Source organism: Nocardia sp. NBC_01377 (genome assembly GCF_045040005.1).
Classification (GTDB): Bacteria; Actinomycetota; Actinomycetes; order Mycobacteriales; family Mycobacteriaceae; genus Nocardia; species Nocardia noduli.
Genome location: NZ_CP109566.1, coordinates 2,539,311 through 2,558,939 on the forward strand (window position 1 = coordinate 2,539,311; position 19,629 = coordinate 2,558,939).

The 19,629-nt window shown below is 66.2% G+C and carries 23 protein-coding genes; 10 read left to right on the forward strand and 13 right to left on the reverse strand.

The genetic code is table 11. The annotated features are described in order from the left end of the window. Nucleotides 1–106: 106 nt before the first annotated feature. The 6 genes from OG225_RS11560 to OG225_RS11585 all read right to left on the reverse strand — a co-directional run bounded on the left by OG225_RS11560 (nt 107) and on the right by OG225_RS11585 (nt 5,472). Nucleotides 107–1,048, reverse strand: coding sequence for a MetQ/NlpA family ABC transporter substrate-binding protein (locus tag OG225_RS11560; RefSeq protein WP_405181665.1), 942 nt, complete (start codon nt 1,046–1,048; stop codon nt 107–109). Then, nucleotides 1,045–1,902: an ABC transporter permease gene (locus tag OG225_RS11565; protein WP_405181666.1), complete on the reverse strand. Its 858-nt coding sequence runs from the start codon at nt 1,900–1,902 to the stop codon at nt 1,045–1,047. The genes OG225_RS11560 and OG225_RS11565 overlap by 4 nt, the downstream gene beginning before the upstream one ends. Then, a complete protein-coding gene (locus OG225_RS11570) occupies nt 1,883–2,755 on the reverse strand; it encodes an ABC transporter ATP-binding protein (protein WP_405181667.1) in 873 nt (290 codons plus the stop codon). Before OG225_RS11570 ends, OG225_RS11565 begins: the two co-directional genes overlap by 20 nt. A gap of 101 nt (nt 2,756–2,856) precedes the next feature. Continuing rightward, nucleotides 2,857–3,897: an ABC transporter substrate-binding protein gene (locus OG225_RS11575; protein ID WP_405181668.1), complete on the reverse strand. Its 1,041-nt coding sequence runs from the start codon at nt 3,895–3,897 to the stop codon at nt 2,857–2,859. Between the two features lie 48 nt (nt 3,898–3,945). Further along, nucleotides 3,946–4,791: a transposase family protein gene (locus OG225_RS11580; protein ID WP_331758801.1), complete on the reverse strand. Its 846-nt coding sequence runs from the start codon at nt 4,789–4,791 to the stop codon at nt 3,946–3,948. Between the two features lie 123 nt (nt 4,792–4,914). Beyond that, nucleotides 4,915–5,472 (reverse strand): hypothetical protein, encoded by a 558-nt coding sequence (locus tag OG225_RS11585; protein WP_405181669.1) that lies wholly within the window; start codon nt 5,470–5,472, stop codon nt 4,915–4,917. 198 nt (nt 5,473–5,670) lie between these two features. Between OG225_RS11585 and OG225_RS11590 the strand changes: the two genes are divergently transcribed. Further along, on the forward strand, nt 5,671–6,633 hold the full coding sequence (locus tag OG225_RS11590) for an aldo/keto reductase (RefSeq protein ID WP_405181670.1): 963 nt from the start codon (nt 5,671–5,673) through the stop codon (nt 6,631–6,633). A gap of 47 nt (nt 6,634–6,680) precedes the next feature. Here the strand turns inward: OG225_RS11590 and OG225_RS11595 are convergent, their stop codons facing one another. Further along, nucleotides 6,681–6,815, reverse strand: coding sequence for a hypothetical protein (locus OG225_RS11595; protein WP_405181671.1), 135 nt, complete (start codon nt 6,813–6,815; stop codon nt 6,681–6,683). Between the two features lie 81 nt (nt 6,816–6,896). Then, nucleotides 6,897–7,490: a TetR/AcrR family transcriptional regulator gene (locus OG225_RS11600; RefSeq protein ID WP_405181672.1), complete on the reverse strand. Its 594-nt coding sequence runs from the start codon at nt 7,488–7,490 to the stop codon at nt 6,897–6,899. A gap of 93 nt (nt 7,491–7,583) precedes the next feature. On the opposite strand from OG225_RS11600, the gene OG225_RS11605 reads away from it, so the two are divergent. After that, the gene (locus tag OG225_RS11605) at nt 7,584–8,552 is read left to right on the forward strand and encodes an NADP-dependent oxidoreductase (protein WP_405181673.1); all 969 of its coding nucleotides are present in this window, start codon (nt 7,584–7,586) and stop codon (nt 8,550–8,552) included. Nucleotides 8,553–8,631: 79 nt separating this feature from the next. Next, nucleotides 8,632–9,090 carry a nuclear transport factor 2 family protein gene (locus OG225_RS11610; RefSeq protein WP_405181674.1) on the forward strand — a complete coding sequence of 153 codons (459 nt, stop codon included), beginning with the start codon at nt 8,632–8,634 and terminating at the stop codon, nt 9,088–9,090. A gap of 15 nt (nt 9,091–9,105) precedes the next feature. Here OG225_RS11610 and OG225_RS11615 read toward each other — a convergent pair whose 3' ends face one another. Continuing rightward, entirely contained in the window at nt 9,106–9,831 is a 726-nt protein-coding gene (locus tag OG225_RS11615) for an SDR family oxidoreductase (protein WP_405181675.1), read from the reverse strand. 89 nt (nt 9,832–9,920) lie between these two features. On the opposite strand from OG225_RS11615, the gene OG225_RS11620 reads away from it, so the two are divergent. The 3 genes from OG225_RS11620 (at nt 9,921) to OG225_RS11630 (ending at nt 12,449) form a co-directional block, all read left to right on the forward strand. Further along, nucleotides 9,921–10,343: a MarR family winged helix-turn-helix transcriptional regulator gene (locus OG225_RS11620; protein WP_405181676.1), complete on the forward strand. Its 423-nt coding sequence runs from the start codon at nt 9,921–9,923 to the stop codon at nt 10,341–10,343. A gap of 211 nt (nt 10,344–10,554) precedes the next feature. Further along, on the forward strand, nt 10,555–11,379 hold the full coding sequence (locus OG225_RS11625) for a DUF1684 domain-containing protein (protein ID WP_405181677.1): 825 nt from the start codon (nt 10,555–10,557) through the stop codon (nt 11,377–11,379). After that, nucleotides 11,376–12,449, forward strand: a complete 1,074-nt coding sequence (locus OG225_RS11630) for an LLM class flavin-dependent oxidoreductase (RefSeq protein ID WP_405181678.1) — start codon at nt 11,376–11,378, stop codon at nt 12,447–12,449. Before OG225_RS11625 ends, OG225_RS11630 begins: the two co-directional genes overlap by 4 nt. Nucleotides 12,450–12,455: 6 nt before the next feature. Here OG225_RS11630 and OG225_RS11635 read toward each other — a convergent pair whose 3' ends face one another. Further along, nucleotides 12,456–13,499, reverse strand: a complete 1,044-nt coding sequence (locus OG225_RS11635; RefSeq protein WP_405181679.1) for an alpha/beta hydrolase family esterase — start codon at nt 13,497–13,499, stop codon at nt 12,456–12,458. 128 nt (nt 13,500–13,627) lie between these two features. On the opposite strand from OG225_RS11635, the gene OG225_RS11640 reads away from it, so the two are divergent. Continuing rightward, nucleotides 13,628–15,049, forward strand: a complete 1,422-nt coding sequence (locus OG225_RS11640; protein WP_331758060.1) for an NF041680 family putative transposase — start codon at nt 13,628–13,630, stop codon at nt 15,047–15,049. 59 nt (nt 15,050–15,108) lie between these two features. On the opposite strand, the gene OG225_RS11645 is transcribed toward OG225_RS11640, so the two are convergent. Then, nucleotides 15,109–15,717, reverse strand: coding sequence for a TetR/AcrR family transcriptional regulator (locus OG225_RS11645; RefSeq protein WP_405181680.1), 609 nt, complete (start codon nt 15,715–15,717; stop codon nt 15,109–15,111). A gap of 327 nt (nt 15,718–16,044) precedes the next feature. Between OG225_RS11645 and OG225_RS11650 the strand changes: the two genes are divergently transcribed. From OG225_RS11650 to OG225_RS11660, 3 genes are all read left to right on the forward strand, one after another. Then, nucleotides 16,045–16,419, forward strand: coding sequence for a hypothetical protein (locus OG225_RS11650; RefSeq protein ID WP_405181681.1), 375 nt, complete (start codon nt 16,045–16,047; stop codon nt 16,417–16,419). Further along, nucleotides 16,359–17,393 (forward strand): PucR family transcriptional regulator, encoded by a 1,035-nt coding sequence (locus tag OG225_RS11655; protein ID WP_405181682.1) that lies wholly within the window; start codon nt 16,359–16,361, stop codon nt 17,391–17,393. Before OG225_RS11650 ends, OG225_RS11655 begins: the two co-directional genes overlap by 61 nt. A 312-nt stretch (nt 17,394–17,705) precedes the next feature. Next, nucleotides 17,706–18,254, forward strand: coding sequence for a hypothetical protein (locus OG225_RS11660; RefSeq protein ID WP_405181683.1), 549 nt, complete (start codon nt 17,706–17,708; stop codon nt 18,252–18,254). On the opposite strand, the gene OG225_RS11665 is transcribed toward OG225_RS11660, so the two are convergent. Continuing rightward, complete coding sequence (locus tag OG225_RS11665; RefSeq protein ID WP_405181684.1) at nt 18,244–18,390, reverse strand: hypothetical protein; 147 nt, start codon at nt 18,388–18,390, stop codon at nt 18,244–18,246. The two genes, OG225_RS11660 and OG225_RS11665, sit on opposite strands and share 11 nt — an antisense overlap. A 67-nt stretch (nt 18,391–18,457) precedes the next feature. After that, nucleotides 18,458–19,612: a fatty acid desaturase family protein gene (locus tag OG225_RS11670; protein ID WP_405181685.1), complete on the reverse strand. Its 1,155-nt coding sequence runs from the start codon at nt 19,610–19,612 to the stop codon at nt 18,458–18,460. Nucleotides 19,613–19,629 lie beyond the last annotated feature (17 nt).

Sequence of the window (19,629 nt, forward strand, 5' to 3'; positions counted from 1 at the left end):
AAATTCTTCCGCGCGGGTGCTCGTCCGCGGGAGTCGCTGTCGACCATGGTCGTCCTTCTGAAATCGTTCGATGGATATCGGCCGACATGTGCGGCCGAAGAGAGGGTCACCTGTTGGTTCCCGCGGTCGCGGGGATATTCGCGCCGTGGTATTTCGTCTCCAGGAACTGCGCCAGCTCAGGGGTTTCCAGGGCGTGCGTCAGTTCGAGAACGCGTTGATCGCCTGCCAGCCGGGACGGCGCGACGAGCACGTGGGTGTAAGGGTTGTCCCGGCCGGGTTCGATGGCGAGCGCGTCCTCGGCCGGATCGAGACCGATGGATGCCGCGTGCTTCGGGCTGAGCACGACCGCGTCGTAATTGCGGTAGATGGACTCGAGGTATTCCCCGTAATCGAGCCCGAGCAGGGTGAGATGTCGCAGCGAATCCAGCACGTTCGCCTGGGTGATCGTGAGATCCGCCGCGGATGTGCCGCCGAACGGGCGATCGAGTTTCACCAGTCCCGAACTCTGCAACAGATAGAGTCCGCGCGCGAAACCCGTCGGAGTGGAGGGCAGAACGACCTGCGAACCGTGCGGGAGACTATTCCCGGTGACCTGATCCGCCACCAGTCCCACGTTCACCCAGTCCTCGGTCGACGCGATATCTTTCCATTTGGATGAATACAGCGCATAGGGCACCACATTCACTTTGGAGACGACACTCAGGTTGTCGAAGGAGTTCTTTTCCTTGTCGGCTTCGAACGCGGGGATGTGCTGGTAATAGGAAAGGTCGCCATCGCCCGCCGTGACCTTCGAATTCGAATCCTCGGACGCGTCGACCAGTTTCACCTTCACCGAATCCGGAAGAATATTCTCCACGGCGTATTCCAGGATCTCCCGATCGTCTCCCGCCCCCACGTAGACGACGAGTGCGTCCCCGTCGGCCGCGGAATCGTAGGCGACCGTCGTCTCCGATCCGCAACCCAGCACGCCCGTCGACATCGCGAGGGTGAACGCCGCCGCGAGGAAGCCGCGACGGCCGCGAATCCTCTCTCGCCCTCGCGGATTCATGACTTGTTCGTCAGACCGCGTTGCCAGGACGTCAGACGCCATTCGGCGACCGTCATCACCCCGTTGACCAGGATGCCGATCAGGCCGAGCGCGAGGATCCCCGCGTACATCTGCGGGGTCTGATACCGCAGCGCGGCATTGTTGATGTAGATGCCGATCCCGTGCGCGCCACCGACCAGCTCGGCCGCGACGAGCGCGGTGAACGCGTTGGCCGCCGCCAGCCGAATGCCAGGGAAGATCGCCGGGATCGCCGCGGGAAGGACGACACGGGTGAAGATGTACCCGCGCCCCGCACCGAGGGTCCGCGCCGCGTTGATCAGCAGGCGCTCGACCCCGCCGACCGCGCCGACCGCGTTGATGAAGATGGGCCAGAAGCACGCCCACACCACGATCGCGACCTTCGATTCCTCGCCGATTCCGAGGAAGACGACGAAGACGGGCAGCAGTGCGAGTAGCGAGAGATTGCGGAAGAACAGCAGGACGGGTTCGGCGAGCCGCTGGAAGATCTGGAACGAACCCACGAAGATGCCGAGGGAGATACCGGTCACCAGGGCGATCACGAATCCGAGCAACGCCCGCTGCACACTGGGCAGGACCTCGGACCGCAATGTTCCGTCGGCGAGGCCGTCGATGAACGCTCGGACGGTGTCCTGTGGTGTCGAGAGGTAGAGGTCGCTGACGGAGCCGGAATCGACCACCCACCACCACAGGGTCAGGAAAAAGGCGAGGCCGAGGGCCCCGTAGATCACCCTGCCGTACTTCGCGAGCCACGGGTTGGGCGCCTTGGGTGCGATGAGATCCTCGTCGTGCCGGTGGTCTTCGCCGCGCGGGGGCTCAGTGATCGTCGTTGCCAAGGCGCACCTCCTCTTCGAGGATCCGCGCGACTCGGGAGCGGATATGGACGAAATCCTCGGAACTACGGGTCTCGAGGTCGCGGGGGCGCGGCAGGTCCACATCGATGAGTGCCTTGACCGTGCCCGGTGCCCGCGTCATGACCGCGATGCGATCGGAGAGGAAGATGGCCTCGTCGATCGAGTGGGTGACGAACAGGACCGTCTTCTTGGTTTCACCGGCTTCCCAGATGCGCAGCAATTCACCCTGGAGGAATTCGCGGGTCTGCGCGTCCAGTGCGGCGAACGGCTCGTCGAAGACCAGCACCTCGGGCTCGTAGGCGAGGACTCGTGCGATCGCGACCCGCTGGCGCATGCCGCCGGAGAGTTGGTGCGGCAGTCGATCGGCGGCGGACTCCAGCCCCACCGTCTTGAGCACCTTCGCCGCCCGTTCTCTGCGCTCCGCCTTCGGAACGCCGCGAATCTTCAGGCCCACCTCGACATTTCGCTGTGCTGTCAGCCACGGGAACAGGGCGTACCCCTGGAACACGACGCCGACGTTCTTGTTGACGCCATCGACCCGCCTACCGTCGACGAGGACGGCCCCTCCGTTGTAGGACTCGAGACCGGCGAGGATATTGAGGAACGTGGACTTGCCGCAACCGCTCGGGCCGAGCAGGGAGACGAACTCGCCCGCGCCGATCCCGAGGTCGAATCCGTCGAGCACCGCGGTGGCTTCCCCGCCCGACCTCCAGCCGGTCTTCGGAAAGAGTTTGGTGACGCGTTTGGCTTCGATCTTCCAGTCCGTGCGTGCTGGGCGTCGGAGGCCGGCCCCCGCGTCCCTTTCTCGTTGCTCGACGAGCACTTGCTGACTCATGTCAACCGACTTTTCTCTGGGTGGATGATGGCGCCGGGCCCGGAATCGAGCCGGGCCCGGCGGAAACAGGTGTCGTCGCGTTCAGTGCCGAGCGCGTCGAATCACTCTTCGACGCCCTGGATGTCGACCAATTTGGTCTTCAGCACCCGGTCGTTCTGCTCCTGATCGAGGATCACCGTGTTGTGATCCTGGCTTTCCAGGAGATCGGCCGATTTGGCGTAGGGATTGAAGGCGTTGGTCGCGATGTCCTCCGGCTTCAGGTGCTCCGAGCCCGGCAGTGGGCTGCCCACCTCTTCCACGAGATCCCACCAGAGTTGCAGGCTCGCCTTGTCGAGCAGCGCGTTGGGCGCGTAGTGCCAGTTGGTGGTCTGCTCGACCGGGTAGCCGGTGGTCTTGCCCGCGATCTCGGCCGATTCCCGCGGATGGGCGTTGGCCCAATTCGCCGTCTTCGCGATGATGCCGACGAATTCACGCGCGGCCTGCGGATTCTTCTGCAACCAGGCGTTGCTCGCGACATACGGCGCCTGACCGCCGAGCGGACCCCAGTCGTCGTAGGAGGTGAAGGCCTGGGTGAATTTGTCCGGCTTGCTGAGCAACACCCCGACCAGCGGCGGGTGGAAGACGCCGAGGTCGACCTCGCCCCGTTCGATCGCGGGGGCGATGAGTTCGGCCTTGAGTTCGAGGAAGTTGACCCGGGTCACGTCGACGCCGTTGTTCTTCAGATACCGCTTGATCACCAGGTCGACGCAGCTGTTGAAGCCGTTGACGCCCACCGTTTTACCCTCGAGGGCCTTCAAGTTGTCCTTGGTGATGTTCGAGCCGGCCTTGGTGAAGTAGGCCATATGCGGCTCCTTCGGCAGGTCGAGCATGCTGGACGCGATGGCGGTGAATTTGAAACCCTTCACCTTGCCGTCGATGTCGTTGTTGAACATGCCGGTCGCGATATCGATCTTGCCTTGGTCCAGCAATTGCACCGCGGGCACCGCGGTGGCCGGTCCGACGTATTCCGGCCGGACACCGGCGTTGTCCCAGTAGCCCAATTCTTCCGCGATCCTGACGAGTGACAGAGCGGTGGGCGAGTTCGCGAAGCGGAAGTACACCACCCCTTCCTCTTTGCCGCTACCGCATCCCGCCAGCAGCACCGGCGCCGCGATGAGCAGTGAGCCTTTCCGAGTAGCGGCGTGTCACGGTCAGACGCTGCGGCCGTGTTGAAGATGCAGCAACACCAGCGCGGCTGCGGCGATGGCACCGATCCGGCACGGGCACAAGCTGACTCGACGCAATGCCTTGAACCATTTGAGCAGTGCGTTACCGCGCTCACCGACCGCGCGAACCTGGTTGTGGGCCTTGTTCGCCGTTTTCTGTTCGTCGGTCAGCTGCCCGCCCTTGGGCTTCTTGACCGCGACCGTGATCGTTGTGGCCTCGCCCAAGTATCCGAGATCGCCCAGCACGGGCAGGTTTTCACCGGTCCAGTCCGTGAGCGCGGGCAGCATCTCGGGGTGGGCGCGCAGCGCGGTGACATCGTGCTCACGTCCCGGACGAACCTCGGAGGTCCACATCGGCCACCCGTCCGGGGCGGTAACGACCTGGATGTTCCCGCCGTGGCGGCCGTGTTTTCCCGACCACCAGAGGTCGACTTTGACCCGGCGTGGCACCGAGGTGGCTTTGGCGGTGGTGGGGCCGGCTTGGCCGACCCGGTCGGTGTGGATGAGCGTACCGTCCACGCTGATGTGCTGGTGCCCAGCGACTTTCGCGGCCAGCAGCACGTTGTGCAAGGCCGGGGCCTGGGCGGCGAGAGTATCGATCACCTCGTGGAGGCTGTCGTAGGCGGTGGTGCGGCCGATCGCGTTGTCCAGGGCGAGCTGCTCGACACGGGTGCCGTCGGTGAACCACCGCAACCCCAGCACTGCCTGTTCGAGGCAGGTCAACGCCCTCCAGCGGGTCCCCAAGGCCTGGCGGCGCGCGGCCAGCAAGCCCGCGACGTGGGCGACGGTGGACTCGGGCAACGGCAGGATGGCGATGTATGCGACACTCATGACGCGCGGAACCTCTGTGAAGTTGATCTTTAGTCGGACCTCCTTCATACGCCAGAGGTTCCGCGTTTCGCGTTCCACCCCAACATCTTTCAGCACCGCCGCAGCAACCGATCCGTCAGACCACTACTCGGAAACGTTCAGTGCCGATAATGCCGACAATTTCTTTATCAGGCGCAATCTTCCGAAGACACTCATGCTCGCGCTCCCGGATGCGTTGTTCTGCCGCTCACGGCGTTTCCTCTCTCGCGGTGGTCCGATCGCCGGTTCTGCCCGGCCGATCACTACCGAGGAATGGTTTTGATTCAGAAGGTAAGCCGCACAACGGGGTTTACCTACCGATAAATTCATGGTGAATGGAGGTCTGGGCGCGTCGCATGTGAAGAATCTCTTGATGATGAGATGCGAAACCTTGTAGGTGGGAATTGTTTTCGCGTCGAACCTCGGTGCCGGATCGACCGCGCACGGACCCTGTCGGGGCCTGACGGCGGTGGCGTATAGCACCTCGACCGCCGCCATGTCGCGGTGCCGCGATTCGAGGGCAGCGCGGTACGTGAACTCGAAGTGGCGCAGCAGGTTCGAGTCGAGACGAGCCTCGAGATGTTCCCGGTAGAGACGCGCGTGCACGGTCCACGACTGCTCGAGATCGGCCCGGCCCATGCGGACCGTGCCGGAACGGATCACGACGTCGCCGAATCCCGCGCTCGACAGCGCGGCCGCACAGGCCGCCGCGCTGCCCGAACCCGCTGCGGGATCTCTGCCGCGGTGGAACGGCTCGAGCTGCGTCGAACCCTGCTTCGGGCTTGCGGGAGGCCGTAGGGTCTAGCGGGGCTCCCTGCCGGGTGCCCGCGTGCGATCCGTCCCGCAGATCAAAGGAGAACCATGGGTGACTCGTCTTCACTGCGTCGTATCGGGAGTTCCGGCCTGGCCGTCTCGGTCGTCGGTCTCGGGACCAACAATTTCGGGATGAAGCTCGATCTCGAGCAGAGCAGGGCGGTGGTGCACGCGGCCCTCGATCACGGCATCAACCTGATCGACACCGCGGATTCCTACGGCGAGTCCGAACGGCGCATCGGCGAGATCCTCCAGGGCAAGCGCGACGATGTCGTGATCGCGACCAAATTCGGCAACGACGTGCGCAGGCTCGGCGAGGACAACGGCCAGGACTGGGGTGCGCGTGGATCGCGCCGCTACATCCGGCGCGCGGTCGAACAGTCGCTGCGCAGGCTGCGCACGGACTGGATCGACCTCTACCAATTCCACCGTCCCGATCCCGAGACCCCGATCGAGGAAACCCTTTCCGCGCTCGACGATCTCGTGCACGAGGGCAAGATCCGTTACCTCGGGCATTCGAATTTCAGTGGCTGGCAGACCGCCGACGCCGAATGGATCGCCAGGACCAGGAATCTCGAGCGCTTCATCAGCGCACAGAACGAGTACAGCCTGTTGCAGCGGGGTATCGAGGCCGATCTCGTCCCGGCGTTGCAGCACTACCGGATCGGCCTGCTCCCGTTCTTCCCGCTGGCCAGCGGACTTCTCACCGGCAAGTACAAGCGCGGCGTGCCCGCGCCCGCGGGCAGCCGCATCGCCGCGTGGAATCGCGAATCGGTGCTCACCGACGCGGCTTTCGACGTCCTGGAGAAGCTGGAGGATTTCGCGGCGCAGCGGTCGATCACGCTGCTCGAGGTCGCCATCGGCGGTCTCGCCGCTCAGCCTGCCGTGAGTTCGGTCATCGCGGGCGCCACCTCGCCCGAACAGGTCGAGGCCAATGTCCGGGCGGGACAGTGGCAGCCCACCGTGGCGGATCTCGCGGAGATCGACCGCATCACCGCACGCGAGAGCTGAGTGTTGTCGCCGTTGCCGGACGAACGGTGGTCCGGCGACGGCGAACCTCATCGTGCGCTGAACACCGCGCGCGCCCGGGCGAGATCGACGTAGCCTTCGTCGGGCACACCCCACCTCGCCAGCACCTCGATGACAGCGTCTCTGCCGTGGTCCTCGTCGTCGACGTAGGTGCCACAGCGCATCGCGCCGAAGAGCGACAGGTGGTGGTCGGCGTATCCGACGACATCGTCGGCGTGCAGGTCGCCGACGATCCTCCGGTCGGTCTAGGGTTCGCGACGAGAAGTGTTGAGCGCGTCCATGATCAGCGCGTACAGGTGATCGCTCCGGTCGACGAGCCGGGGTGATTGTTCCACGATCCAACCGACCGCGCTGACGAGTGCGATGACGTCGAGATGGTCGACATCGCCTCGTATTTCACCGCTGCGTTGCGCGCGTGTCAGCAGTTCGGAGGTGGCCGCTCGCATGGCCGCGCACGAGGCGTGCAGCGCGGACGACTCGTCGTCGATGGTGGCGATCATGTCGGTGACGAGTCCGCGGTAGGTGGTACTTCCGGCGAGGAAGGTGCGCAGCCATTCGACGAGCGCTGTCCGGGGTTCGTGCGTATCCGCCAGGGTCTCTGCCAGCGCGGTGAGCTCGTCGAAGCGCTGTCGGAGCAATGCGTCGAGCAGCGCCTCCCGGTTCGGGAAGTGCCGGTACAGCGTGCCCAATCCGACTCCGGCACGCCGTGCGATCTCGCGTAGCGATGCCTGCGTCCCCTGTTCGGCCAGCACTTCGCCGGCGACCTCGAGCAAGTGTTCGCGATTGCGCCTGGCATCGCTGCGCGCTGTTCGACCCGGTTGCGGGACAGGCGAATCCATCGGCACGGCCCTTCCATTGACAAACGGAGCAGTGCTCCGTTAACTGATACGGGCGGCCGTTCGACCGCACACTCCCGATGAACAGGATCACCGGTGAACGTATCCACCATGCGCGCCGTTCTCGTCCAGCGGTACGGCGGTCCCGAAGTTCTCGTCGAGCAGACCGTCGCGCGACCGGACCCCGGACCCCGCGATGTCCTGGTCCGACTCCACGCAGCGGGCCTGAATCCGCTGGACCTGTACCGGCGAGCCGGGTACGCCGCCATCCCGGAATCGTTGCGCCCGACTCCGCCGACGTTGCCGTTCATCCCCGGCGTCGACGTCTCGGGCACGGTCGTCGCGGTGGGGGAGCAGGTCACCCGATGGGCGGCGGGCGACGAGGTCTTCGGGCTGGTCCGGTTCCCCTCGCGCGACGACGGCGGCCGCGCGTACGCCGAATACGCCACCGCGCCGGAAGATCATCTGGCCCGCAAACCGTCTCGCCTGAACCACATCCAGGCGGCCGCGGTCCCGCTGGTGGTGCTGACCGCGCACCAGTTCCTGACCGAGCGCACCGGAGTCGGCGCGGGCGACACGGTCCTGGTCAACGGCGCGGCAGGGGGAGTCGGCCACATTCTCGTGCAGCTCGCCGCGCGTGCGGGCGCCTCGGTCATCGCCGTTGCCTCGGGCCGCCACCGCGCGTTCCTGACCGAACTGGGCGTCGAGACCTTCCTCGACTACACGATCACTCCCGTCGAGGACTGGCCCCGAGATGTCGACTACCTCTTCGATTCGGTCGGCGGACCGAGATCGTCCCGGCTGACCGCCGTCGTGCGGGACGGTGGAACGATCATGCCGGTGTTCTACGGGGACTACGGCGCGGAACGCGGCATCACGGTGCGCACGGGCCAGGTCCGCTCACACGGCGCCCAATTGGCCGAGATGGCGGAACTGTTCGACAGTGGCACGCTTCGTGTCGGTGTCGACAGCGTGTTCCCCCTCGCCGAAGCCGCCGCCGCGCACCGTCGCGCCGAAGAGGGGCATATCCGGGGCAAGATCGTCCTGACGGTCGACGGCGCCTGACGGATCAGTCGCGGCGACAGACCGTCGCCAGGATGGTCCGGGCGACCGCTCGTGAACCAGGAATACGGAAGAGGACTCGATGACCGACCTAACCGCGCAACTGCGCGAACTCACCGATCGAGCGGCGATCATCGATCTCGCCGTCGCCTACGCCGCGGCGGTGGACAACCGGGACTGGGACAGATTGGCGACATTGTTCGCCGACGATGCCCACAGGGAGTACCCCGCGGGCAGACAGCGCCACGAGGGCCCGGCGGCCATCGTCGCCTACATCGGCAGCGCGATCGAAAACCTCGATGCCACACAGCATTTGAACGGCAACCATGTCGTCACCGTGCGCGGAGAAGACGCCGAGCACAGCTGCTACTACCACGCCCAGCACATTCGTCGCGGTGCGGAGGGCGGCGACAATTTCCTGGCGGGCGGGACCTACCACGACCGACTACGCCGCACGCCCGACGGTTGGCGCTTCGTATCCCGCAGTATCCGAGGTGTCTGGGCGGAAGGCAACCCCGCCGTCCTCGGACTTCGCTCCTGAGCGCACCTTCCGGCCTCAGAACAGTCCGCCTCCGGCGTGCACCGTCGCACCCGTGATCCACCGGGCCGCGTCGGAGGCGAGGAAGGCGACGATATCGGCGATATCGTCGGGTTCGCCCATACGCCCGAGCGGGGTCTGCCGCACGACGCTGTCGGTGGCGCTCGCGGTCGTGGCGGCGACCAGCGCCTCGGTCCTTGTGACGCCCGGCAGTACCGAATTCGCGGTGATACCCCGGGATCCGAGTTCGCGGGCGATCACCCGGACCAGTTCTTCTCCCGCGGCCTTGCTGGCACCGTAGATCCCGGAAGCGGGGCGGTGGGTCGCGGTCACCCCGGATGACACGAGCACGATGCGCCCGTTGTCGCGCAGTCGGTTCGCGGCTTCGCGCAACGCGACGAAGGTCGCCCGGGTGTTCACCGCGAAGGTGCGGTCGAAATCTTCGTCGGTGGTCTCGGCGATCGGGCCGAAACGTGCTGTGCCGACATTGTTGACGAGTATGTCCAGTCCGCCGAAGCGCTGTTCGGCGACGTCGAAGAGTCCGCGTAACGAGGGCGGATCCGCGACATCGGCCTGCTCCGCGACGGCCCGGCCGCCCGCGGCTTCGATATGGGAAACGACCTGCTCGGCCGCGTCTCGGTCGGTGTGATAGTTCACCACCACCGAGACGCCGTTCGAGCCGAGCCGCTGTGCGATGGCCCTGCCGATTCCCCGCGAGCCCCCGGTGACGATCGCAACCGGCATATCCGCCTCCCATGATCGATGTCAACGATTGTCGATACTATGGACTATTAGGTCGATAGTATCAACTATCCATCATCTAGACTTTTGACATGGCGACGACCACCGACCCCGCCCTCGCGACCGCCTTCTCCGCGCTACATCGTGAACTCGGCGCGCTCTACAGCCTCATCGCGCGCAGTTTCGGCTTGACCACCCAGCAGATCGAACTGCTGTGCCAGCTCAACGGTCACACTCCCACCTTCGGCGAACTGGCCACCCTGCTCGGTTGCGACAAGACCAACGTCACCGGCATGGTGGATCGCCTGGAGCGCAGGGGATTCCTGACCAGGCAAGCCGATCCCGCCGACCGCCGCGTCACCCGCGCCGCCCTCACTCCGCACGGCATCGCGCTGCGCGCCGAGATCCGAGCCGTGCTCGAACAGGAACTCGCCGGTCGGCTACCGACCGCGGATCGGGCCGAACTCCTCGCCCTCGTCACGGCGGCCGCCGCGGCCCTCGCCGAAACACGCTGAACGGCTTCGCTTGCGGTGCGACCGGATCCGTGACCGCGTTCCGATCAGGTCCGGCAAGTGCGAAGTGGGGGTTGCATTCCCGCTGATCGCAAACCTGTCGCCCCCGCCTCGGGCACGGTGGGATCGAGTGACGCGGTGGACGCGCCACTGTCCACCGCGTCTTTCGCCATGACACGACACCGTCGATGGCGCTGGTCGAGAGGAGCACCGTATGACGACATCGGCTGCCGTGGGCCCCCGCACCGACGCGTTCGGCGTCGACTGGGAGAACTGGCACAGCGCCCAGGAAGCTCGACTATCCGCACCGCACGGATTCCTGGCGATCACCGCCCTGCACTGGCTGACCGACAACCCGCAGCGTTTCCCCGACGCTCCCGGCGTCTGGTCCGCGGGACCGGACGGTGTCCTCGTCTCGCTCGACGACGGTGAGGAACTGGTGATCGACGGCGCGACCGTCCACGGTGAGCACCGATTCGGGATCATCCCCGAACGCGGTGGCATCGACGCGATCTGGGGCGACGCGGTGATCGAGGTGGCCAAGCGGGGCGGCTACGACATCGTTCGCCCCCGCCATCCCGGTAATCCGCTACGGACCGGATTCCGCGGCACCCCGGCCTACGCGCCCGACCCGAAATGGGTGGTCGAGGGACGGTACGTGCCCTTCGAGCAGCCGCGACCGACCACGGTCGGCGCGTCCGTGGAAGGGCTGGAACACGTCTACGAGGCGCCCGGGCGCGTGGAATTCGAACTCGACGGGCACACGCTCGGACTGACCGCCTTCCCCGGCAAGACGCCGGGCAGTCTGACGGTGCTGTTCACCGACACCACCTCCGGAGTCACCACCTACGCCGCGAATCGTGTTCTGCAACTGCCGCCCCCGGATTCCGGTGGCGCGGTCACACTCGATTTCAATCGGGCGGTCAATCTGCCGTGCGCCTACACGGATCTGGCGACCTGCCCGCTGCCGCCCGCCGAGAACCGTCTTCCGGTCGCGATCGAAGCGGGCGAGAAGATTCCCCACGAGCGGAACCGATGAGCGCGGAACCGACGATCGCGGACGAACCCCGGATCGCGACACTCGCCTTCCTGACCCCCGGCAACTTCCCTGACGCCGACCCGGCCACCGGACTCGAGGACACGCTCGAACTGTTCGAATACGGCGAGCGTCTCGGTTTCGACGGGGCCTGGATCCGGCAGCGTCACCTTGAGCACGGCGTCGGATCCGCGGCGGTGTTCCTCGCCGCGGCCGCCCAGCGCACCAGCCGTGTCGAACTGGGAACGGCCGTGATCCCCATCGGCTACGAGAGCCCCTTCCGGCTCGCCGAGGATCTCTCGGTGGCCGACGCCCTGTCCAAGGGGCGGCTGCAACCGGGTTTCAGCGCGGGCACTCCACCGCACGCCGATCTCATGGGCCATCTCGTCTTCGACGGGGACTGGCGAACCTACGATCTGTCCTACGGCCGCATCGAGCGGCTGATCGGGAATCTGCGCGGCACCTACCTCGGTGGCGAGGACGCGGTGATCCACTCGCCGGGCAATACCCAGCGCCCACGTCTCCAGCCGTACAGCCCCGGCCTGGTCGACCGGGTCTGGTACGGCGGCTCCAGCACCCGTTCGGTCCGCTGGGCTGGTGAGAACGGGTTGAATCTGCTCACCGGCAATATCGTCATCGGCGATCGCAGCGACGATTTCGCCACCACCCAGCTGGGTCTGATCGACGACTACCGTCAGCGCGTCGATCCGGCGCGTCCGGGCAGGATCGCGGTCGGGCGAGTGATCGTGCCGCTCGACAGCGCCGACCGGGCGACCCGCGAACGCTACCGCGCCTACGCGGCCTCCCGGCACGAACGCACCCTCGCGCCCCAGGGTGAGCGGAGGGTGCTGTTCGCCCCGGACGTGGTCGGCACCGCCGACGAGATCGTGGATCGCCTGCGCGCCGATCCGGTTCTCGCGCAGGTCTCCGAATTGCGACTGGAACTTCCCTACGAATTCCATCGCGGCGAATACGAGCAGATCCTGCACGACACCGTCGAACTGATCGCACCGAGACTGGGCTGGAAACCCGCCGGATCGACCGCGGCCGAGGACATCACACTCTCGGCGTGAGAGCGGTCAGTCCTTCATCGGATGGGAACGGAAGAAGTCCCAGATCAATGCCGTGGCACTGATCGAATTCGTGTTCTGGCCGACGATGAACGACGGGTACAGCGGTGAGTCGGTGCCGGGCCAGATATGGCCGCCTCCGACGATCGAGTACAGGTGCACGTCGATACCGGTCGGGCACGAGTAGCGGTCGACGACCACGTCGGCCGCGATCGTCGTCCGGACAGGTGCCCCGGTGCATCCGTCGCGGCGCGCCCAGGCCGCGGCGTTGTCGGTGACGGCTCGCGGACTCGCGGAGGTGTTCTCGTCACTCGCCCCGGAGCCGGACGCCGAACCCGAATTCGATTGTCCGGCATACGGAACGATCGCGTCGTCGGTGCCGTGGAACGCGATCACCGGCACCGGCCGCGCCGGACGGCACCAGCTGAAATCCCTCAACCCGGAGACCGGAGCGATGGCCGCGATCCGATCGGCGAACCGGCAACCGAGTGAACTGGTGGCGAACGCGCCCATGGACAGGCCGGTGACGAAGACGCGCCGTAGATCGACGCACAGGGTGGACTCCACGTGTGTCAGCACCTGGGACAGCCATGTGATGTCTGCCGAGTCGGGGCCGAACTCCCACTGCGCCGGGCCGAGCCGGTCCAGTTGCGGGGTGATGGTGACGAACCCGTTTCGGTAGCCGTATTCGCCCAGGCCGCTGCCCAATTCGGCGATGTCGATATTCTCCAGCAGGCCGTGCAGGGCGAGGACCAGCGGTAGCGGTCGATTCGCGCCTGCCGGGACATTCTGTCGATACTGGCCCGACTTGTCGGTGCCCTGGAATTTCACCGTCGTCGCCCCCTGAACGGGAACCGGTCGGCCACACCCCGCGGAAGGCACGGGGGCGGGCTCGGGGGTGTCGGCGTAGGCGACGCCTCCGGCGGCGACGACGAACGAGGTGACGCACACCACCTTCATCGCCACCGTGGTGAGCACCCGCAGTCCGTGCCCGACGCTTCGACGGCGTCCGGCGATCGGATCATCGACTATCGCGATATTGTTCTCGAACATGAGAGGCAGAGTCTCAGCTTGAGATTTAACCTCTGAGCTGGGGTAGGTCGCCCCGGTTGATCATGGGTGAAGCCCTTGGTTGATGATTCATCTTGCTACAGAACGAATCTCATGAACCAAGGGCTTCGATGAACAGTGTGCACGATCCTGGTCGCGAGGGTGCGGCCGGGGAGTTGTCGGCGTTTCGGCAGGAGTTGTACCGGTGTGCGAGCGCGCGAGCGGATGCGTTGTTCGAGCTGTGTGAGGCGGTGTTGTGCGCGGACGGGCCGGTGACCACGCTGGTCGGGTTGTCTCTGGTGGCCGAGCATCGCCGTGGTCATGGCGGTATGTACGACGCGCTGGCGGCGGGCCGGCTCGATGTCACCAGGCTGCGGCGGGCGGTGACCGGATTGCCGGTCCCGTGTGAGCGCGGCGGCCGGATCAGGCTGGCGGTGGATGTGTCACCGTGGCTGCGGCCCGACGCTATGACCAGTGCCGACCGTTGTTTCTGTCATACCTATGGGCGCGGCAAGGGCAACGCGCAGCTGATCCCGGGCTGGCCGTACTCGTTCGTCGCCGCGCTCGAGTCCGGGGCGTCGAGTTGGTGCGCGCTGCTGGACGCGCAGCGTATCGGCCGTGACGAGGACCTCACCGCGGTGACCGCCGCCCAGGTCCGCGACGTGGTTGCCCGGCTGCGCGCGGCCGGGCATCATCGGCCCGGGGATCGCGACATCGTGATCGTGTTCGACGCCGGCTACGATATCTGCCGCTTGGCGTGGCTGTTGGCGGATCTGCCGGTTGAGCTGGTAGGTAGGGTGCGGTCGGATCGGGTGTTCTGCTTCCCCGCCGCCGCGCGGGCCCGCACGGGCCGCCCGCCGCGCCACGGCCCGGTGTTCACCCTCGCCGACCCGGCGACCCATCCCGAGCCCGCGGTCACGACCAGCACCGACACCCTTCGCTACGGCACCGCCCGCACCACTGCCTGGCACCGGTTGCATCCCCGGCTCACCCACCGCGGCCCCTGGGCCGACCTCGACGGTCCGCCACCGATCATCGAGGGCGCCCTGATCCGGTTGACCGTGGATCGGCTACCCGGCGACCGAAACCCGAAACCGGTGTGGCTGTGGACATCCCGTGCCGAAAGCGCCGCAGCGGACGTGGACCGCTACTGGCAGGCGTTCCTGCGCCGCTTCGACATCGAGCACACCTTCCGGTTCCTGAAACAAACCCTCGGCTGGACCCGGCCCCGGGTCCGTACCGCCGCCCAGGGCGACCGCTGGACCTGGCTGATCCTCACCGCCCACACCCAGCTGCGGCTCGCACGCGGCCTCACCACCGACCTGCGCCGCCCCTGGGAGAAACCCGTCACCGACCCGCACCGGCTCACCCCCGCCCGCGTCCGTCGCGGGTTTCGCCACCTCCGCCGGAAAACCCCCAATCCGGCCAGCGCGCCGAAACCCTCACGCCCCGGCCCCGGCCGCCCGAAAGGCAGCAAGAACCGGCACATCGCGCCACATCCAGAGGTCGGCAAAACCCGTGTGGCCCCGGCTACGCCGGGGCCACAACCTTAAATCTCAAGCTCAGGCCGAGTACCTGATTCCGAAGGCCTCGCGATATCTGTTGGAAATCCTCATGTCCGATCGCCGCTCCCGTCTCCAGCGATCACAGGCATCGGGTGATCGGCGCGGTAGAGGGCGTGCCGTAACAGGCTCCAGGCGTGGCGCGCGGCGCCACGACGGTCGCTCGGTGGCGTCTGATGCAGCAGTGCCGCGAGCATGCCGAACGTGAGGTAGATGTCGTTGGCCGTGATCTCGTCGCGCAGGCTGCCGCGCCTGCGGATGTCGGAGAACTTGTCCGACAACAGCTTCCGAAGTCTGGCTCGGATCGAGGCGAGATGCGGGTTGTGGCTTTCGGCGGAGTCGAGTACCGCGATGAAGGCGGCGGCGTCGGTGAGTTGCCGGTAGAGGGCTTCGAGGACGTCGTCGATGGTTGACTCGTCCTGCTGGGCCAGGGATTCGAGCGCCACGAGATTGCTCTCGTAGACGGCGTGGATCAACTGACCGCGGGTGGGGAAATGGCGATAGAGACTGCCCTGCCCGACACCTGCGGTCTGGGCGATCAGCGTCATGGGCGCGGATCTGCCGTGTTCGGCGAAGATGTCGCGGGCGGCGACGAGGATCGCGGCGCGGTTCTCGGCCGCGGCGGCGCGCCCTCGGTTGACGCGACTCGCGGTACTCACGGTTTCGACTCTACTCGGCGGGTCATCGAGTCGGTGGTCACGCGGTGCGGTGTGAGGCCCCTCGAGTCGTGTTCCGTCGTCGAATGTGTCAAGACGCATGCGGGCCGCCGCGCGAAATATTTGACGCCAGCGGCAGTTTCGAGCTGCGGGTTCGGTTCGGCGCTCGCGCGCGTGGCGTGCCGTCCTCGTCACTTCGAACCGGGGCGTCGAGCGTCACATCTTGACCGACGAAGTGATGTAGGGAACACTACTGACGGGTAACCGGATTCTACTGTCCGGTTGCCGGTGTGGCCCTGCGAGACCACACGACTCGAAGAGGAGTTGTCGATGGACGAGCGCAACCGCAGCGGTATGCACGGGCGCAGACGGGGTCCACGGGTCGCGGTGTCGGCTGCGGCAGTGACGCCGACCGAGAGATCCCGCCATACCGGTGCCGCTCGGGCACTCGGGCCTGCCGCGATATCCCTGCGTGACACCGAGTCGCTCGCCGAGGAGATGGTGCGGCATTTCCGTCAGACCGTCGCCCAATGCCTCACGCTGCCCGATGACGCGCTCCGCGGCGACATCACCGCGGTCACCGTGAACTGCCTGCGGATCGCCACCACTATTCTCGACGGACGGGTACTCCCACCGAACACGAAGTGGCACAACTGGAATCCGCCGCCGGGCGATGGGCCCGCGACGGTGTGCCGGTGGATGTGATCCTGCACGCGCTGCACGAGGGTTCGCGGATGGCCCACGAACTGGTGGCGACCAGGTCCGGGATCGTCTCGGTCGCCCAATGCGTGGACATCGGCGCGCGCACCGTCGAACTGCTCGACCTGATGACCACGACCGTGACGATGGCCTATCTGCGCGAATATCGTGCTGCCGCGGGGCAGAGCCCTGATCCGATACGCGCGCTCACCGTAGCGATGATGAACGGCAGGGCCACGGCGGCGATGGCGCGCGAATGCGGCGTGACCATCGCCGATCGCTACCACATCGTGGCGCTGTCGCTGAACTTTCCCGCCGCCGCGTTCGGCGGCACCGTCGACCGCCGGGCCGCATCACGGCAAGTCGTTCAGCGAATCCGATCAGAACTCGCCGCCGAGGGTGGCAAAGACGTCATTTCCTCGCTGAGTCTCGGCGGTGGGACGATCCTGATTCCCGGCACGACACTGCCCGTCGATCGGCTGAAGTCCCTGGTCGAAGCCGTCGCTGACGCGGCCGAGGCCGTCGTGACGGCGGTACACCTCGAAGTGCCCGTCGACGCCATCGCGGAGCACTCGCAAACACTGCATCACATGGTCGACCTCGCCGACCGACTGCAACGTGCCCTGTCGGCGAAGGCGGAGACGAGGCTGTACCGGTTCGACCAATTGGCCGCCGAGTACCAACTGACCCGCCCGGGAGCGGTCAGGGACTCCCTCGCGCGCCGACTGGACCCGCTGATGGCCCACCCCGTACTGCTGGAGACGCTCACCGTCTACCTGCTCAACGATCAGAACCGCCAGCACGCCGCGCGACGAATGTACATCCACCCCAACACCATCGACCACCGACTCAAACGGATCGCCGTGATCACCGGACTCGATCCGGCGCGCGCCGACGGCCAATGGGCCCTCCGCGCGGCGCTGATCGCGCGGACATTCCCGCCACGATCGGAGAGTTCGACCGTCGACGAGGAAAATTGATGAACGAGGACGTCCCGACGGGTCCGGCCAAGACGGTGAACCCGTCGCCGACCGGTCCTTCCGAGACCGATGGCGAACGCTGGAAGCCGACCCCGGCTGGACTCTTCTCCATCACGGCGACGTCACGGGATCCATTGACCAACACCGCTCGGCGCCTTCGCGTGACTTTCTTGCGACCGTTTCGTATTATTGCGCGAGTTCCCTTCTCGACACTAGCTGGTGATTGAAACGTCCGGTCGACATCGCGGCCCCGCGGCGCCTACAGGCCGCACTTCCCTGATTGTTTGCAGTCTCGCCGCGACCGTGCCCGCGATGCTCTGGACGGCGTTGCGGCCGAGCGGGTCTGAAGTGCAGCAGATCAGCGCGGTCTCGGCGCCGGGGCCGTCGGCTATCGAGCTCGATTCGTTGCCCGTCCTGGCGCATGACGCGCCGGTGCCGAGGTTACGCCCGGTTGCCGCAGACGACGAAGAGGCGGCCCCCTCGGCTCGGAAGGCGAAATTTCCGTGCGGGACGGAGTGGAAGGGCACCCGCCCGCATGTCGCGCAGGTCAGTCACATGGTGCAGCAGATGTTCGGGATTTCCGATATCGGTGGCGCGCAGGGGCGCTACGGCGACGATGATCACGCTGCTGGTCTCGCGCTCGATATCATGACTTCGAACCCGGCCCAGGGTAATGCGATCGCTGCGTTTGTGCTTGCCAACAAAGCGCGGTTCGGCGTCACCTACGTGATCTGGCAGCAGCGCTACAACGATGGCGGCGGCTGGTCGTTCATGGAGGACCGCGGCGACCCGACCCAGAATCACTACGACCATGTGCATGTCTCATTCGCCCGATCCGGGGCAGCGAATCTCACCTGCTGATGAGAGGTTCGGCGTGCGATTCGGCTCTACCGAGTATTCCGAATCTGTTGAGCAGGCCGAGCGCTGTCGCGGTGATCGCGATCAGTCCGTCCCGAGCCAGTGCCGTCGAGCCCGGCACGATGGTCAGCCCCGTCACAGCGGCGATGCCGCAGGCGGTCAGCGGTAGGGCGGCTCGTGATTCGACGCGGCGCGCCCGAGTGGACTCATACGGTCACCTCGATACGTTCCGAGGCGACCTCCGCCGCCACGGTCTCGACTTGCTCCGTCCGAAGGAAGTCGTTGGGCAGGGACAGGCGAATCACCTTGTGCCACGCCGAGGCGACCTGGCGGTGGATCGGACCCGAGGCGTAGGTGAGGCCGTAGCGCTGGAAGAGTTCCTCGACCCGCGGCGCGATCTCCTGGTAGCGGTTGCTGGGCAGGTCGGGAAACAGGTGGTGTTCGATCTGGAAGGAGAGGTTCCCGGTCATCAGGTGCAGCAGGGCGCTCCCTTCGATATTGGCCGATCCCAGCATCTGCCGCAGGTACCACTCACCCCGCGTCTCGCCGTCGATCGATGTCTTCTCGAATGTCTGCACGCCTTCGGGGAAGTGACCGCACATGATGACCGAGTGGGTCCACAGATTGCGGATGAGGTTCGCGGTCAGGTTGGCCGTGAAGGTGGTCGGGGCCGATACCCCCGACAGGAGCGGGTGGAGCAGGTAGTCGCGGGTGGCGTGGCGGCCGATCTTGCGCAGTGTGGCGCCGACCCGGGCGCGGAACCCCGGATCGCGTCGGCGCTCGCCGCTCAGATTCTTCCCGAGTTCGAGGTCGTATGCGGCGATGCCGTATTGGAAGAAGCAGGCATTGAGCAGATTCCACAGGGGCTGGCCGAGATGCAGGGGTGACCAGCGCTGGTCCTCATCGACGCGCATGATGCCGTACCCGAGGTCGTTGTCCTTGCCCAGCACGTTGGTATAGGTGTGGTGCAACTCGTTGTGGGAGTGCTTCCACTGATCGGACGGGGAAGCGTTGTCCCACTCCCACGTCGTGGAATGGATCTTCGGATCGCGCATCCAGTCCCACTGGCCGTGCATGACGTTGTGTCCGATCTCCATGTTCTCGAGGATCTTCGCGATCGACAGCCCCGCGGTGCCGAGCAGCCAGGCGGGCGGAAATATTGAGCCCAACAGCACGATTCGGCTGATCGCCTCCAGCGAGCGCTGGGTGGTGATCACCTCACGGATGTAGGCGGCGTCCTGCGAGCCACGGTCGGCGAGGACCTGGTCGCGAATGGTGTCGAGTTCGCGGCCGAGTGTCTCGATGTCCTCGGCGCTCAGGTGAGCCACGGGGCTGTTCGGGTTCTTCTGTATCGCGGTCATGAGTTTTCCCAGTCTGT

Coding starts and splice junctions, on each gene's coding strand:
- OG225_RS11590 (WP_405181670.1), top strand. CDS start 5,671: ATGGGTGACTCGTCTTCACTGCGTCGTATCGGGAGTTCCGGCCTGGCC.
- OG225_RS11560 (WP_405181665.1), bottom strand. CDS start 1,048: ATGAATCCGCGAGGGCGAGAGAGGATTCGCGGCCGTCGCGGCTTCCTC.
- OG225_RS11670 (WP_405181685.1), bottom strand. CDS start 19,612: ATGACCGCGATACAGAAGAACCCGAACAGCCCCGTGGCTCACCTGAGC.
- OG225_RS11660 (WP_405181683.1), top strand. CDS start 17,706: ATGCTCTGGACGGCGTTGCGGCCGAGCGGGTCTGAAGTGCAGCAGATC.
- OG225_RS11580 (WP_331758801.1), bottom strand. CDS start 4,791: ATGAGTGTCGCATACATCGCCATCCTGCCGTTGCCCGAGTCCACCGTC.
- OG225_RS11625 (WP_405181677.1), top strand. CDS start 10,555: ATGACGACATCGGCTGCCGTGGGCCCCCGCACCGACGCGTTCGGCGTC.
- OG225_RS11595 (WP_405181671.1), bottom strand. CDS start 6,815: ATGCGCTGTGGCACCTACGTCGACGACGAGGACCACGGCAGAGACGCT.
- OG225_RS11615 (WP_405181675.1), bottom strand. CDS start 9,831: ATGCCGGTTGCGATCGTCACCGGGGGCTCGCGGGGAATCGGCAGGGCC.
- OG225_RS11620 (WP_405181676.1), top strand. CDS start 9,921: ATGGCGACGACCACCGACCCCGCCCTCGCGACCGCCTTCTCCGCGCTA.
- OG225_RS11600 (WP_405181672.1), bottom strand. CDS start 7,490: ATGGATTCGCCTGTCCCGCAACCGGGTCGAACAGCGCGCAGCGATGCC.
- OG225_RS11635 (WP_405181679.1), bottom strand. CDS start 13,499: ATGTTCGAGAACAATATCGCGATAGTCGATGATCCGATCGCCGGACGC.
- OG225_RS11570 (WP_405181667.1), bottom strand. CDS start 2,755: ATGAGTCAGCAAGTGCTCGTCGAGCAACGAGAAAGGGACGCGGGGGCC.
- OG225_RS11650 (WP_405181681.1), top strand. CDS start 16,045: ATGGACGAGCGCAACCGCAGCGGTATGCACGGGCGCAGACGGGGTCCA.
- OG225_RS11630 (WP_405181678.1), top strand. CDS start 11,376: ATGAGCGCGGAACCGACGATCGCGGACGAACCCCGGATCGCGACACTC.
- OG225_RS11610 (WP_405181674.1), top strand. CDS start 8,632: ATGACCGACCTAACCGCGCAACTGCGCGAACTCACCGATCGAGCGGCG.
- OG225_RS11640 (WP_331758060.1), top strand. CDS start 13,628: ATGAACAGTGTGCACGATCCTGGTCGCGAGGGTGCGGCCGGGGAGTTG.